Genomic DNA, 15298 nt, shown 5'->3' with positions numbered 1-15298 from the left:
ACCCCCCCAGCCCAGTGGCTCGCGCCGCTGGGCTTTTCTTGCTTGAGGGTTTCCTGTGCGTTCATTGTTCTGGCGCATCCTGGCCAGTTTCTGGCTGGCCATCGCTTTGGTTGCCGGGTTGTCGATCCTGCTTGGGCATATGCTCAACCAGGACGCCTGGATTCTCAGCCGTCACCCCGGCCTCAACAACCTGGCGCAAGAGTGGACGCAACTCTACGAAGCCCAGGGCGAGGACGCCGCCCAGGATTTGCTGCAACAACGCAAACGCCAGTACCACATCGACGTGCAAGTGTTGAATGAAACTGGCGAGCCGGTGGTGCGCGGCACCTTCCCACGGCGTGCTGCCGCGTTCGAAGCCCGACAAAATGACAGCAAGGACGGCCATCTGCCCTGGCGCCGCCTGACCGCCGAGTACACCAGTGAAAAAACCGGCGATACCTACCTGCTGATCTACCGTATCCCGCACCCTGAACTGGACGCCTGGCACCGCAGCAGCCTGCTCTGGCCGCTGAGCGCGTTGGCAATTGCCTTGGTGGTGCTGACCCTGTTCAGCCTGCTGGTGACGCTGTCCATCACCCGCCCGCTCAGCCGCCTGCGCGGCGCGGTGCATGACCTCGGGCAGACCACTTACCAGCAGAACAGCCTCGCGCAATTGGCCAACCGGCGCGATGAATTCGGCGTGCTGGCCACCGACTTCAACCGCATGGGCGCGCGCCTGCAAAGCCTGATCGGCAGCCAGCGCCAGTTGCTGCGCGACGTTTCCCACGAACTGCGCTCGCCCCTGGCCCGCTTGCGCATCGCCCTGGCCTTGGCCGAACGCGCCAGCCCGGAAGAACGCGAGAAACTCTGGCCACGCCTGACCCGCGAATGTGATCGCCTGGAAGCCTTGATCAGCGAAATCCTGGTGTTGGCCCGCGTCGATGCCGACAACGCCAGTGCCGAAGAAGTCGACCTCAACCTGCTGCTCAAAACCCTGCACAAAGACGCCCAGCTCGGCGCGCCCGATCAGAGGGTGCAACTGACCGCCGACAACGAGCTGCAACTCAAGGGCTGGCCGACCATGATCGAGCGGGCGGTGGATAACCTCCTACGCAACGCCCAGCGCTTCAACCCCAAGGACCAGCCTATCGAGTTGCACGCCCACCTCCACGGCGAACACATCATCATCAGTGTGCGTGACCATGGCCCCGGTGTTGAGGCAGAACACCTCAGCCAGTTGAGCGAGCCTTTCTACCGCGCGCCCGGTCAGACCGCCCAGGGCCACGGCCTGGGCCTGGCCATCGCGCGGCGCGCAGCCGAACGTCATGGCGGCAGCCTGATCCTGGCGAACCACGCAGAGGGCGGTTTTATCGCCAGCATCGACCTGCCGCTGGCGCCGGGAGTTGTCACACCGGTGTGAGGATCTTCTATAGTGGCCCTTCTCTTACGGAGGGCCTTTGATGACTGACCTGCTGACTCCCATCCAAGCCGCACTCGATCTACCGCACACCGCGCTGACCATTACCGAAGCTGGCGCCCTGCCCTCGACCTTTGCCGTGACCGAACTGGCCAGTGTCAGCCTCGGCGCCGCCGGCCCGGCCGTCGCTCAACTGATCCAGCAACAGACCGGGCGCTTGCCTAGCGTCAGCGTGGACCGGCGCCTGGCCTCGCTCTGGTTCTCCTCCTCGCTGCGCCCGGTAGGCTGGCAAACGCCGCCGCTGTGGGACCCGGTAGCCGGCGACTACGCCTGCGCCGATGGCTGGATTCGCTTGCACACCAATGCGCCACACCACCGTGCCGCCGCCGAACGGGTACTGGGCAAGGTCGATGACCGCGCCGACATGGCCAGCAAAGTCGCAGCCTGGAATGCCGCCGCACTGGAGCAGGCGATTGTCGATGCCGATGGCTGCGCGGCGCAGATGCGCTCGTGGCGAGCCTGGCAAACCCATCCCCAAGGGCTGGCGGTGAACGCTGAGGCGTTGGTGCAGCGCGAGACCTTCGACACCACCACCGAAAAAACCTGGCTCGGCTCGGTGGCGCGCCCACTGGCCGGCATCAAGGTGCTGGACCTGACGCGCGTATTGGCCGGTCCCGTGGCCAGCCGTTTTCTCGCCGGGCTCGGCGCCAATGTGCTGCGCATCGACTCGCCAACCTGGAACGAACCCGGCGTAGTGCCGGAGATGACCTTGGGCAAACGCTGCGCACGCCTCGACCTGAAAAGCCCCGAGGGCCGACAGGTGTTTGAAAGCCTGCTCAAGGACGCCGACATTCTGTTCCACGGCTACCGCGCCGACGCCCTTGAACAACTGGGCTACACCGCCCGCGAGCTGCAAACCCTCGCCCCAGGCCTGATCGACGTGAGCCTCAACGCTTACGGCTGGAGCGGCCCGTGGCGTAACCGCCGCGGCTTTGACAGCCTGGTGCAGATGAGCAGCGGGATAGCTGACGCGGGCATGGCCTGGAAGCAGTCGGATAAACCGGTGCCGCTGCCACTTCAGGCGCTGGATCACGCCACCGGGTATCTGATGGCGGCCAGCGCGCTTCAGGCATTGAGCGAACGCTTGAAAACCGGGCGCGGCGGGTCAGCGCGGTTATCGTTGGCGCGTACGGCGAAGTTGTTAGTGGAGGCGGGGCAAGTGCCGGAGCAGCCAGCGTTGCGGGCCGAGGAGCCGGGCGATCAGGGCTTGGTGGTGGAGCAGACGGCCTGGGGCCAGGCCCATCGCCTGCTGGCGCCGGTGAGCATCAGCGGTACGCCGCTGCAGTGGGATTTGCCGGCGGGGGAATTGGGCTCGCATCGGGCTCAGTGGTGACCTGAAGATCGCTATCGCCGCCCAGTCATAAGGCGGCTGATACGCCAGTCTCACAACGACAATACCCCGCTATACAGCCCATACGCCGCCAGCCCCGCGCCCGCGATCACGCAGCTGAAAATGCCTCTTTCCACGTGGGTAAACAAGGGCTGGCCCTGCTCGCGTTTGGCCAGGGCAAACAGGATTACACCGGGCGCATACAGCAGCGCGGAGAGTAGCAGGTACTTCAAACCGCCGGCGTAGAGCAGCCACAGCGCATACATCAGTGCGATCAGGCCAACCAGTAGATCTTTCATGCGCTGGCGATTGGCACCTGCGTAGGTTTCGCCGCGCCCGCTGAGTAGCACCGCATACGCTGCCGACCACAGGTACGGCACCAGAATCATCGACGAGGCCAGGTAGATCAGCGTGGTGTAGGTGCTGTGGGAAAACAACGTGATCACCAGAAATATCTGGATCATCCCATTGGTCAGCCACAGCGCGTTGACCGGCACCTGGTTGGCGTTTTCCTTTTTCAGAAAAGCCGGCATGGTGTTGTCCTGGGCAGTGGCGTAGAGGATCTCCGCACAGAGCAGCGCCCATGACAGCAAGGCGCCGAGCAAGGACACCGCCAGGCCAATGCTGATCGCCATCGCGCCCCACGGCCCGACGATATGCTCCAGCACACCCGCCAGGGACGGGTTTTGCAATTGCGCCAGTTCCGGCTGGCTCATGATCCCAAGTGACAACACATTCACCAGCACCAGCAGCGCCAGCACCCCGAGAAACCCGGTGACCGTGGCCCGACCGACATCCGAGCGTTTCTCGGCCCGCGCCGAATACACGCTGGCGCCCTCGATGCCGATGAACACAAACACGGTGACCAGCATCATGTTGCGCACCTGGTCGACCACGCTGCCAACTTGCGGGTTACCCAAGCCCCAGATATCGCGGGTGAAGATATCGGCCTTGAACGCCACGGCGGCGATCACGATAAACATCAGCAGCGGCACGATCTTCGCCACGGTAGTGATCTGGTTGATCAACACCGCTTCCTTGATCCCACGCATCACCAGGAAATGCACAACCCACAACAACAGCGACGCGCTGCCGATGGCGATCGGCGTATTGCCCTGGCCGAATACCGGGAAAAAATAGCCGAGGGTGCTGAACAGCAACACGAAGTAACCGACGTTGCCCAACCACGCGCTGATCCAATAACCCCAGGCGGACGAGAAGCCCATGTAATCGCCGAAACCGGCCTTGGCGTAGGCATACACCCCGGAATCCAGTTCGGGCTTGCGGTTGGCCAGGGTCTGGAACACGAACGCCAGGGTCAGCATGCCCACGGCGGTGATCGCCCAGCCGATCAACACGGCGCCCACTTCGGCTCGCGCGGCCATGTTCTGCGGCAAAGAGAAAATCCCGCCGCCAATCATCGACCCCACCACCAGCGCGATCAACGCGCTGAGTTTGAGCTTTTGGGCCGATTGAGACATGGAAACTCCTGAATAAATAAAAATTGAGCTAACAACCGTGCACTCAACTAATTAATTCAGTGAGTGCAGCGTTTATTAAAGACAGCGATAAAACCGTCAAGCGCATAACGTAATGGCATGACGATTTATGACGTTTAAATTTATTTAGATGTTAAACAAGGCAGGCACTTTGCCAGTTTCTCGCTATTTGGCAACCCGTCCCGAAATAGTTTGCACATTCAGCAAAAAGGGCTAGTTTCAACAGTCCCCGCCTTGGACCAAATAACAACTACAACGCAGAAGCGCTCTGGAACGAGCCTTTGCGGGGAATAGTATTGCCCAAACACCCCCCCTAAGTCATTCATTCACAATGGAATGTGCCAAGGACCTGATCTAAGTCAGCTGTTCGAACAGCGCACGGAATTACTCTGTGGTCTCTCTTCTCCTGCATTGGAGTCATGCAATGTCTGAATCTCCCGGAAAACTTCGATTAGGCGCACTGGTTGCACTGGTCGTGGGCTCAATGATTGGCGGCGGAATCTTCTCACTGCCGCAAAACATGGCCGCCAGCGCCGACGTGGGTGCGGTGTTGATCGGTTGGGTGATTACCGCCATCGGCATGCTGACCCTCGCCTTCGTGTTCCAGACCCTGGCCAACCGCAAACCTGACCTCGACGGCGGCGTGTACGCCTACGCCAAGGCCGGCTTCGGCGACTACATGGGTTTCTCGTCCGCCTGGGGCTACTGGATCAGCGCCTGGTTGGGCAACGTCGGTTACTTCGTGTTGCTGTTCAGCACCCTCGGTTACTTCTTTCCGATCTTTGGCGAAGGCAACACGCCAGCAGCCGTGATTGGCGCCTCGGTGTTGCTGTGGGCCGTGCATTTTCTGGTGCTGCGCGGGATCAAGGAAGCCGCGTTCATCAACCTGGTGACCACCGTCGCCAAGATCGTGCCGCTGGTGCTGTTCGTGTTGATCGCGCTGTTCGCGTTCAAGCTGGATATCTTCACCGCTGACATCTGGGGCGTGAAAAACCCGGACCTGGGCAGTGTGATGAACCAGGTGCGCAACATGATGCTGGTCACCGTGTGGGTGTTCATCGGCATCGAAGGCGCAAGCATCTTCTCCTCCCGTGCGGAAAAACGCTCCGACGTCGGCAAGGCCACCGTGATCGGCTTTATCACCGTGCTGCTGTTCCTGATGCTGGTGAACGTATTGTCCCTGGGGATCATGACCCAGCCGGAACTGGCCAAGCTGCAGAACCCGTCGATGGCGGCCGTGCTTGAGCATGTGGTCGGCCACTGGGGCGCGGTGTTGATCAGCGTCGGCTTGATCATCTCGCTGCTCGGCGCACTGCTGTCGTGGGTGTTGCTGTGTGCGGAGATCATGTTCGCCGCTGCCAAAGACCACACCATGCCGGAGTTTTTGCGCCGCGAGAACGCCAACCATGTGCCGGCCAACGCCCTGTGGCTGACCAACGCGATGGTGCAGATCTTCCTGGTGATTACGCTGTTCTCCGCCAGTACTTACCTGTCGCTGATCTACCTCGCCACTTCGATGATCCTGGTGCCGTACCTGTGGTCGGCGGCCTACGCCCTGCTGCTGGCGGTGCGCGGTGAAACCTACGAAAACGCCCTGCGCGAACGCAAGAAAGACCTGGTCGTCGGCGCCATCGCGTTGATCTATGCGGTCTGGTTGCTCTACGCCGGCGGCACCAAATACCTGCTGCTCTCCGCCCTGCTCTATGCCCCCGGCGTGATCCTGTTCGCCAAGGCCAAGCATGAACTGGGCAAACCGATTTTCACCAACATCGAGAAGCTGATTTTCGCCGCCGTCGTCATTGGCGCCCTGGTGGCTGCTTATGGCCTCTACGACGGCTTCTTGGCTCTGTAGCTCTTATCTAAAGAAAGCTTTGTTCACTGGAGGATCTGTAATGACCACGGAAAAAGTGAAGTACGGCGTACATTCCGAAGCCGGCAAACTGCGCAAAGTCATGGTGTGCTCCCCAGGTTTGGCCCACCAGCGGCTGACCCCCAACAACTGCGATGAACTGCTGTTCGATGACGTGCTGTGGGTGGCCCAAGCCAAGCGCGACCATTTCGACTTCGTCACCAAGATGCGCGAGCGGGACATTGATGTGCTGGAAATGCACAACCTGCTGACCGATATCGTCGCCATCCCCGAAGCACTGGACTGGATCCTGGAACGCAAGATCACCGCGAATACGGTGGGCCTGGGCCTGGTCGATGAAGTCAGCTCCTGGCTGCGCAGCCTGGAGCCGCGCAAAATCAGCGAGTTCCTGATTGGTGGCGTCTCGGCCGATGACCTGCCGAGCAGCTTCGGTGGCAAAACCATCGAGATGTTCCGCGACTTCCTCGGCCACTCAAGTTTCATTCTGCCGCCGCTGCCCAACACCCAGTTCACCCGTGACACCACCTGCTGGATCTACGGCGGCGTGACACTCAACCCGATGTACTGGCCAGCGCGACGTCAGGAAACCCTGCTGGCCTCGGCCATCTATAAGTTCCACCCTGAGTTCACCAACGCGGACTTCCAGATCTGGTACGGCGACCCCGACCAGGAACACGGTGCCGCCACGCTGGAAGGCGGCGACGTCATGCCGATTGGCAACGGTGTGGTACTGATCGGCATGGGTGAACGCTCTTCCCACCAAGCGATTGGCCAACTGGCGCGCAACCTGTTCAAAAACAAAGCCGTGGAACGCGTGATCGTCGCCGGCCTGCCCAAATCCCGCGCGGCGATGCACTTGGATACCGTGTTCAGCTTCTGCGACCGCGACCTGGTCACCATCTTCCCCGAAGTGGTCAACCAGATCATCCCGTTCACCCTGCGCCCTGATGAAAGCAAGCCACACGGCATCGATATCCAACGGGAGAAAACCAACTTCCTCGACACCGTGGCCGCAGCACTCAACCTCAAGGCCCTGCGCGTGGTCGAGACCGGCGGCAACAGCTTCGCCGCCGAACGCGAGCAGTGGGACGACGGCAACAACGTGGTCGCCCTGGAGCCTGGTGTGGTGATCGGTTACGACCGCAACACTTACACCAACACCTTGCTGCGCAAGGCCGGCGTGGAAGTCATCACCATCAGCGCCGGGGAACTCGGCCGTGGCCGTGGCGGCGGCCACTGCATGACCTGCCCGATCATCCGCGACCCAATCGACTACTAACTTTCAGGCCTTGGCCGCCGCTCACAAGGCGCCGGCCAAGGGGATAACCTAAACAGAAGGAGATCCACCATGGCTTTTAACATGCGCAACCGCAGCCTGCTCTCGCTGATGCACCACACCACGCGCGAGCTGAACTACCTGCTGGACCTGTCCCGCGACCTCAAGCGCGCCAAATACACCGGCACCGAGCGTGCGCACCTGCAGGGCAAAAACATCGCGCTGATCTTCGAAAAAACCTCGACCCGCACCCGTTGCGCGTTCGAAGTGGCGGCCCATGACCAAGGCGCCCACGTCACCTACATCGACCCGGTGTCGTCGCAGATCGGCCACAAAGAAAGCATGAAGGACACTGCCCGCGTCTTGGGCCGCATGTTCGACGCCATCGAGTACCGAGGCTTTGAGCAGGAAATTGTCGAAGAACTGGCCAAGTTCGCTGGCGTGCCGGTGTTCAACGGCCTCACCGCCGAATTCCACCCAACCCAAATGATCGCCGACACCCTGACCATGCGCGAGCACAGCGACAAGCCGCTGCACGACATCAGCTACGCCTACCTGGGCGACGCGCGTTACAACATGGGCAACTCACTGCTGATGATCGGCGCCAAGCTGGGCATGGACGTGCGCATCGGCGCGCCAAAAGCCCTGTGGCCGCATGAAGATTTCATCAAGCAGTGCCAGGCGTTTGCCATCGAGAGCGGCGCGCGCATCACCATCACCGAAGACCCGAAAGAAGCGGTGAAAGGCGTGGACTTCATCCACACCGACATCTGGGTATCGATGGGCGAGCCGGTGGAAGCGTGGGACGAACGAATCGAGCAACTGCTGCCGTACCAGGTCAACGCCAAAATGATGAAAGCCTCGGGCAACCCACGCGTGAAGTTCATGCACTGCCTGCCGGCGTTCCATAACAGCGAAACCAAGGTCGGCAAGGACATCGCCGCGCGTTATCCGAACCTGGCCAATGGTGTGGAAGTGACCGAAGACGTGTTCGAGTCGCCGGCCAACATTGCCTTTGAGCAGGCGGAAAACCGCATGCACACCATCAAGGCGATTTTGGTGTCGGCGCTCGCGGATATCTAACTCACACACTGATCGTTCCCACGCAGAGCGTGGGAACGATCATTCTAGAAGGACATTCTTTATGCGTATCGTCGTTGCACTGGGCGGTAACGCCCTGCTCCGCCGTGGTGAACCCATGACCGCGGACAACCAACGCACCAACATCCGAATCGCCACCGAACAGATTGCCAAGATCCACCCCGGCAACGAGCTGGTGATTGCCCACGGCAACGGCCCGCAAGTCGGCCTGCTGTCGCTGCAGGCGGCGGCCTACACCAGCGTTTCACCCTACCCGCTGGACGTGCTGGGCGCCGAGACCGAAGGCATGATCGGTTACATCATCGAACAGGAACTGGGCAACCTGCTGGACGTCGAAGTGCCGTTAGCGACCTTGCTGACCCAGGTTGAAGTGGACGCTAACGACCCAGCCTTCAAGAACCCAACCAAACCCATCGGCCCGGTCTACTCCAAAGCCGAAGCGGAAAAACTCGCCGCCGAAAAAGGCTGGGCAATCGCCCCGGATGGCGATAAGTATCGCCGCGTGGTTGCCAGCCCTCGCCCCAAACGCATTTTTGAAATCCGCCCGATCAAGTGGCTGCTGGAAAAAAGCGCCATCGTGATCTGCGCCGGTGGTGGCGGGATTCCAACGATGTATGGCGACGACGGCAAACTGCGCGGCATCGAGGCGGTGATCGACAAAGACCTGTGTTCATCCTTGCTGGCCACGCAACTGGACGCCGATTTGCTGGTGATCGCCACCGACGTTAACGCCGCCTTTATCGACTTCGGCAAGCCGACCCAGAAGGCCATCGGCCAAGCCCACCCGGACGAAATGGAAAACCTCGGCTTCGCCGCCGGTTCCATGGGCCCCAAGGTGCAAGCCGCCTGCGAGTTCGCCCGCCAGACTGGCAAAACGGCCGTTATCGGTTCACTCTCGGACATCGAAGCCATCGTCCAGGGCAGCGCCGGCACGCGCATCAGCACGGCAACACCTGGCATCACCTACCTGTGAAGTAGAGGAGAAACGCCTATGGCCACCTTTGAACCCGGTCACTTACACGTCGAACGTCACGCGCTCAACAAGGATGACTACAGCTACAACCTGTGCATCGACTACGAGGTCAGCCAGGATCCAAAGGAAGGCAAGGGAATGCTCTTCAAACTGCACGGATCGGTGCAAGGCAAGGACCTCAAGGAGGAATTCTTTCTGCCCAAGGACCAGGCATTTGATTTCGCCCGGCATGCGATGAACCTCGCGCAAAAGTATGGGATGCCCAAGGTTGCGACGCTTAACGGGCAGATGCACAAGCACTATGACTTGATGTTTGAGGATGTGCGGCATCAGTTGGATGTGAAACCGGGAGATCCGGTCAAACCCGAACACTTGGAATAACGGGGTTCAAAGGTGGGAGGGGCGCCGCCGCCCCTCCCACATTTTTGATCTCTATCACCTGTCAGGCATACTTGCCGCCTCAAGCTCCCCAGAATTGTCAGCCGCCCCATGCGTATCCACGTCAGCTTTATCGACCGCGTCGGCATTACCCAGGAAGTCCTGGCCTTGCTCGGTGGGCGCAATCTCAACCTGGATGCGGTGGAGATGGTGCCGCCCAACGTCTACATCGACGCGCCGACGCTGAGCGCCGAGGTGCTCGAAGAACTGCGCGACGCGCTGTTCAGCGTGCACGGCGTACAGGCGGTCACCGTGGTGGACATCCTTCCCGGCCAGCGCCGCCACTTGCAGCTCGACGCCCTGCTCGCGGCGATGACCGACCCGGTGCTGGCCCTGGACAGCGCTGGCAAGATCCTGCTGGCCAATCCGGCGCTGATCGCCCTGTACGGCCGCGAACCGGCCGGGGAAAGCATCAGCGCGCTGTTCAATGACCCGGCGCTGCTCGACACCTTGCTGGAGCAAGGCTTTCGCCTGCCCCTGCGCGAGATCAGCGTCAACGGCCAAACCTTTTTACTGGACGCCACGCCGATCACCGACGCCGGCGCCCTGCTCACGCTGTACCAACCCAACCGCATCGGCGAACAGCTGTCGGCGCTGCACCACGACCATGCCGAAGGCTTTGATGCGCTGTTAGGCGAGTCCCCGGTGATTCGCACCCTCAAGGCCCGTGCGCAGCGCGTCGCCGCACTGGATGCACCGTTATTGATCCAGGGCGAAACCGGCACCGGCAAAGAGCTGGTGGCGCGCGCCTGCCACGCCATTAGCGCGCGCCACAGTGCGCCGTTTTTGGCCTTGAACTGCGCCGCGTTGCCGGAGAACCTCGCCGAAAGTGAACTGTTCGGTTACGCCCCGGGCGCGTTTACCGGGGCTCAGCGCGGCGGCAAGCCGGGGCTGATGGAGTTGGCCAACCAAGGCACGGTGTTCCTGGATGAGATTGGCGAAATGTCGCCGTACTTGCAGGCCAAGCTGCTGCGCTTTCTGAATGACGGCAGCTTCCGCCGCGTGGGCGGCGACCGCGAAGTGAAGGTTAACGTGCGCATTCTCAGCGCCACCCACCGCGACCTGGAGAAGATGGTCAGCGAAGGCACGTTTCGTGAAGACCTGTTCTACCGCCTCAACGTACTCAACGTCGAAGTACCGCCGCTGCGTGATCGCGGCCAGGACATCCTGCTGCTGGCCCGCTATTTCATGCAGCAGGCCTGCGCGCAGATCCAGCGCCCGGTGTGCCGCCTGGCACCCGGCACCTACCCGGCGCTGCTGGGCAACCGCTGGCCGGGCAACGTTCGGCAACTGCAGAACGTGATCTTCCGCGCCGCCGCTATTTGCGAAAGCAGTTTGGTGGACATCGGCGACCTGGACATCGCCGGCACCTCGGTGGCGCGCCAGAGCGACGGCGAAGTCGACAGCCTGGAACAGGCGGTGGAAGACTTCGAGCGCAGCCTGCTGGAGAAGCTCTACGCCAGTTACCCCTCGACCCGCCAACTGGCCAGCCGCTTGCAGACCTCGCACACAGCCATCGCCCATCGCCTGCGCAAATACGGCATTCCCAGCAAGCCCTGACTGAATAAACGCGGTCCAAATGTGGGCGCTGGCTCGCCTGCTCCCACAGTGATCGCCTTCCACACAAAATTGGGTCTGAGAACGACATCGGCTGTACTGAAAGCGCTACAGCGTAACGATATCGCTACAACCCTGTTTTTTGCGCGCCATGCAAGGCTTTGATCCACATAGGCTTTTTTTCACAAGCCCGACTGTAGCGAAATCGCTACAGCCAAACCACCTAACGCCCTGACCAATTTTATTAACTTGTTGATTTAAAACAACTTAATGACATTGGCCGCGATATTGCTAAGTAACTCCTCATTATTCCAATCTTGTCCACCAGACGAATCTGGCCCTGAGGAGTTTCCATGAGCGAGTTGCGTTTCACTGAAGATCACGAATGGCTGCGCGCCGAAGCCGATGGCAGCGTCACCGTGGGTATCACCGCTTTCGCGCAGAACGCGCTGGGTGATGTGGTTTTCGTGCAACTGCCGGAGTTGCAGGTCTACGACAAGGGCGCCGAAGCCTCCACCGTGGAATCAGTCAAGGCCGCGAGCGGCGTGTACATGCCGCTCGACGGCGAAGTCCTCGAAGTCAATAACAAACTCGATGGCAGCCCGGAACTGGTCAACGAAGACCCGATGGGCGAAGGTTGGTTCTTCCGCTTTAAACCCGCCGATGCCGACGCAGTGGCTAAGCTGTTGGGTCAGGACGCGTACGACCGCCTGATCAAAGCCAACGCTGAAGCCTGAGGAGCGCGCCATGACTATCCATCTCAGCACCGCTAACGAATTCATCGCCCGCCACATCGGCCCGCGCCAGGAAGACGAGCAGCAAATGCTGGCCAGCCTGGGCTTTGACTCCCTGGAAGCCCTGAGCGCCAGCGTGATCCCGGAAAGCATCAAGGGCACCAGCGTGCTCGGCCTGGAAGATGGCTTGAGCGAAGCCGAGGCCCTGGCCAAGATCAAGGCCATCGCCGGCCAGAACCAACTGTTCAAGACCTACATCGGCCAGGGTTACTACAACTGCCACACGCCGTCGCCGATCCTGCGCAACCTGCTGGAAAACCCGGCCTGGTACACCGCTTACACGCCGTATCAGCCAGAGATTTCCCAAGGCCGCCTGGAAGCGCTGCTGAACTTCCAAACCCTGATCAGCGACCTCACCGGCCTGCCGATTGCCAACGCCTCGCTGCTCGACGAAGCCACCGCCGCTGCCGAAGCCATGACCTTCTGTAAGCGCCTGAGCAAGAACAAGGGCAGCAACGCGTTCTTCGCCTCGATCCACAGCCACCCGCAAACCCTCGACGTGCTGCGCACCCGTGCCGAGCCGCTGGGTATCGACGTGGTCGTGGGCGACGAGCGTGAGCTGACCGACGTCAGCGCGTTCTTCGGCGCCCTGCTGCAATACCCGGCCAGCAACGGTGACGTGTTTGATTACCGCGAGCTGACCGAGCGCTTCCACGCCGCCAATGCCTTGGTCGCGGTCGCCGCCGACCTGCTGGCCCTGACCCTGCTGACCCCACCGGGTGAGTTCGGCGCCGACGTGGCCATCGGCAGCGCGCAACGCTTTGGCGTGCCGCTGGGCTTTGGTGGCCCGCACGCGGCGTACTTCTCCACCAAGGATGCGTTCAAGCGCGACATGCCGGGCCGTCTGGTCGGTGTGTCGGTCGACCGTTTCGGCAAGCCGGCCCTGCGCCTGGCCATGCAGACCCGCGAGCAACATATCCGTCGCGAGAAGGCCACCAGTAACATCTGCACCGCCCAAGTGCTGCTGGCCAACATCGCCAGCATGTACGCCGTGTATCACGGCCCCAAAGGCCTGACCCAGATCGCCCAGCGCATTCACCAGCTGACCGCGATCCTGGCCAAGGGCCTGACTGCCCTGGGTTTGAAGGTCGAGCAGGCACACTTCTTCGACACCCTGACCCTCAACACGAGCGCCAACACCGCTGCCCTGCACGACAAGGCGCACGCACAGCGCATCAACCTGCGTGTGGTCGATGCGCAGCGTCTGGGCCTGTCGGTCGACGAAACCACCAGCCAAGCCGACATCGAAGCCCTGTGGTCGATCTTCGCCGACGGCAAGGCACTGCCCGCTTTCACCAACACCGAAAGCACCCTGCCCGCCGCGCTGCTGCGCCAGTCGCCGATCCTCAGCCACCCGGTGTTCAACCGTTACCACTCCGAAACCGAGCTGATGCGCTACTTGCGCAAGCTGGCCGACAAGGACCTGGCGCTGGACCGCACCATGATCCCGCTGGGCTCGTGCACCATGAAGCTCAACGCCGCCAGCGAAATGATCCCGGTGACCTGGGCCGAGTTCGGTGCCCTGCACCCGTTCGCCCCGGCCGCACAAAGCGCCGGCTACCTGCAGCTGACTTCCGAGCTGGAAGCCATGCTCTGCGCGGCCACCGGCTATGACGCCATCTCGCTGCAACCTAACGCCGGTTCCCAGGGTGAATACGCAGGCCTGCTCGCCATCCGCGCCTATCACCAGAGCCGTGGCGAGGAGCGTCGCGACATCTGCCTGATCCCATCGTCGGCCCACGGCACCAACCCGGCTACTGCCAACATGGCCGGTATGCGCGTGGTGGTCACCGCCTGCGATGCACGCGGTAACGTCGACATCGAAGACCTGCGCGCCAAGGCCATCGAGCACCGCGAGCACCTCGCTGCGCTGATGATCACCTACCCGTCCACCCACGGCGTGTTCGAAGAAGGCATCCGCGAAATCTGCGGCATCATTCACGACAACGGCGGCCAGGTGTACATCGACGGCGCCAACATGAACGCCATGGTTGGCCTGTGCGCACCGGGCAAGTTCGGCGGCGACGTGTCCCACCTGAACCTGCACAAGACCTTCTGCATCCCTCACGGCGGTGGCGGCCCGGGCGTTGGCCCGATTGGGGTTAAATCCCACCTCACGCCGTTCCTGCCTGGCCACGCGGCCATGGCGCGCAAGGAAGGCGCAGTGTGCGCGGCGCCCTTCGGCAGCGCGAGCATCCTGCCGATCACCTGGATGTACATCAGCATGATGGGCGGCGCGGGCCTCAAGCGCGCGTCCCAGCTGGCGATCCTGAATGCCAACTACATTTCCCGTCGCCTCGAAGAGCATTACCCAGTGCTCTACACCGGCAGCAATGGCCTGGTGGCGCACGAATGCATCCTCGACCTGCGCCCTTTGAAAGACAGCAGCGGCATCAGCGTTGATGACGTGGCCAAGCGCCTGATCGATTTTGGCTTCCACGCGCCGACCATGTCGTTCCCGGTGGCGGGCACGCTGATGATCGAGCCGACCGAAAGCGAATCCAAGGAAGAACTGGACCGCTTCTGTGACGCGATGATTGCCATCCGCGAAGAGATCCGCGCGGTGGAAAACGGCACGCTGGACAAGGACGACAACCCACTGAAAAACGCACCGCACACGGCGGCTGAAATCGTCGGTGAATGGAGCCACCCGTACAGCCGTGAACAAGCGGTGTACCCGGTTGCGTCGTTGATCGAAGGCAAGTACTGGCCGCCGGTTGGCCGGGTCGACAACGTGTTTGGCGATCGCAATTTGGTGTGTGCGTGCCCGTCGATCGAGAGCTACGCCTGATCTGACTGGAGGAACACGGTCAAAAATGTGGGAGATTCTATGGTTGAGGGGAAGCCTCCAAAACCGCTTTTGACTGGTATTCGCTTTGATTTTTCATGAGTGAAAACGCAATACGTGCCAGCTTGCGGGCGATGATGACCAGGGCCTGAGTCGTTTTCAGGCCCCTGGCCAGGTAACCTTCATACAGCGGCTTCCAAGCTTTTGACCTGATGC

11 protein-coding genes and 1 pseudogene are annotated in these 15298 nt (G+C 61.4%); 10 read left to right on the top strand and 2 right to left on the bottom strand.

What is annotated here, in order from left to right:
* Positions 1-55: 55 nt before the first annotated feature.
* Positions 56-1399 carry a sensor histidine kinase gene (locus E0F99_RS12665; RefSeq protein ID WP_083357025.1) on the top strand — a complete coding sequence of 448 codons (1344 nt, stop codon included), beginning with the start codon at positions 56-58 and terminating at the stop codon, positions 1397-1399.
* Between the two features lie 40 nt (positions 1400-1439).
* Positions 1440-2789, top strand: a complete 1350-nt coding sequence (locus E0F99_RS12660; RefSeq protein WP_130908784.1) for a CoA transferase — start codon at positions 1440-1442, stop codon at positions 2787-2789.
* A 50-nt stretch (positions 2790-2839) separates the two neighbouring features.
* Here the strand turns inward: E0F99_RS12660 and arcD (E0F99_RS12655) are convergent, their stop codons facing one another.
* Positions 2840-4267, bottom strand: coding sequence for an arginine-ornithine antiporter (arcD, locus tag E0F99_RS12655; protein ID WP_083357023.1), 1428 nt, complete (start codon positions 4265-4267; stop codon positions 2840-2842).
* Between the two features lie 442 nt (positions 4268-4709).
* Here arcD (E0F99_RS12655) and arcD (E0F99_RS12650) point away from each other — a divergent pair, with 442 nt between their 5' ends.
* From arcD (E0F99_RS12650) to gcvP, 8 genes are all read left to right on the top strand, one after another.
* On the top strand, positions 4710-6137 hold the full coding sequence (gene arcD / locus E0F99_RS12650; protein ID WP_083357022.1) for an arginine-ornithine antiporter: 1428 nt from the start codon (positions 4710-4712) through the stop codon (positions 6135-6137).
* A 40-nt stretch (positions 6138-6177) separates the two neighbouring features.
* A complete protein-coding gene (gene arcA / locus E0F99_RS12645; protein ID WP_083357021.1) occupies positions 6178-7434 on the top strand; it encodes an arginine deiminase in 1257 nt (418 codons plus the stop codon).
* Positions 7435-7503: 69 nt separating this feature from the next.
* Positions 7504-8514: an ornithine carbamoyltransferase gene (locus E0F99_RS12640; protein ID WP_083357020.1), complete on the top strand. Its 1011-nt coding sequence runs from the start codon at positions 7504-7506 to the stop codon at positions 8512-8514.
* A 61-nt stretch (positions 8515-8575) separates the two neighbouring features.
* A complete protein-coding gene (arcC, locus tag E0F99_RS12635) occupies positions 8576-9505 on the top strand; it encodes a carbamate kinase (RefSeq protein ID WP_083357019.1) in 930 nt (309 codons plus the stop codon).
* A gap of 18 nt (positions 9506-9523) precedes the next feature.
* Complete coding sequence (locus E0F99_RS12630; RefSeq protein ID WP_083357018.1) at positions 9524-9886, top strand: DUF5064 family protein; 363 nt, start codon at positions 9524-9526, stop codon at positions 9884-9886.
* Between the two features lie 108 nt (positions 9887-9994).
* A complete protein-coding gene (locus tag E0F99_RS12625; protein WP_083357017.1) occupies positions 9995-11503 on the top strand; it encodes a sigma-54-dependent transcriptional regulator in 1509 nt (502 codons plus the stop codon).
* Between the two features lie 350 nt (positions 11504-11853).
* Entirely contained in the window at positions 11854-12237 is a 384-nt protein-coding gene (gene gcvH, locus E0F99_RS12620; protein WP_083357016.1) for a glycine cleavage system protein GcvH, read from the top strand.
* Between the two features lie 10 nt (positions 12238-12247).
* A complete protein-coding gene (gene gcvP / locus E0F99_RS12615; RefSeq protein WP_083357015.1) occupies positions 12248-15085 on the top strand; it encodes an aminomethyl-transferring glycine dehydrogenase in 2838 nt (945 codons plus the stop codon).
* 37 nt (positions 15086-15122) lie between these two features.
* Here the strand turns inward: gcvP and E0F99_RS30430 are convergent.
* Positions 15123-15298 (bottom strand): annotated as a pseudogene (locus tag E0F99_RS30430) (IS110 family transposase); the annotation flags it as partial.

The sequence above is a fragment of the Pseudomonas antarctica genome (assembly GCF_900624995.1).
GTDB classification, from domain to species: Bacteria; Pseudomonadota; Gammaproteobacteria; order Pseudomonadales; family Pseudomonadaceae; genus Aquipseudomonas; species Aquipseudomonas antarctica.
This window is presented reverse-complemented; position numbering and strand designations above follow the sequence as displayed.

Excerpts from the sequence above, each read along its gene's own strand:
- E0F99_RS12660 (WP_130908784.1), top strand. The coding sequence starts at position 1,440 with ATGACTGACCTGCTGACTCCCATCCAAGCCGCACTCGATCTACCGCAC.
- arcD (WP_083357023.1), bottom strand. The coding sequence starts at position 4,267 with ATGTCTCAATCGGCCCAAAAGCTCAAACTCAGCGCGTTGATCGCGCTG.
- arcD (WP_083357022.1), top strand. The coding sequence starts at position 4,710 with ATGTCTGAATCTCCCGGAAAACTTCGATTAGGCGCACTGGTTGCACTG.
- arcA (WP_083357021.1), top strand. The coding sequence starts at position 6,178 with ATGACCACGGAAAAAGTGAAGTACGGCGTACATTCCGAAGCCGGCAAA.
- E0F99_RS12640 (WP_083357020.1), top strand. The coding sequence starts at position 7,504 with ATGGCTTTTAACATGCGCAACCGCAGCCTGCTCTCGCTGATGCACCAC.
- arcC (WP_083357019.1), top strand. The coding sequence starts at position 8,576 with ATGCGTATCGTCGTTGCACTGGGCGGTAACGCCCTGCTCCGCCGTGGT.
- E0F99_RS12630 (WP_083357018.1), top strand. The coding sequence starts at position 9,524 with ATGGCCACCTTTGAACCCGGTCACTTACACGTCGAACGTCACGCGCTC.
- E0F99_RS12625 (WP_083357017.1), top strand. The coding sequence starts at position 9,995 with ATGCGTATCCACGTCAGCTTTATCGACCGCGTCGGCATTACCCAGGAA.
- gcvH (WP_083357016.1), top strand. The coding sequence starts at position 11,854 with ATGAGCGAGTTGCGTTTCACTGAAGATCACGAATGGCTGCGCGCCGAA.
- gcvP (WP_083357015.1), top strand. The coding sequence starts at position 12,248 with ATGACTATCCATCTCAGCACCGCTAACGAATTCATCGCCCGCCACATC.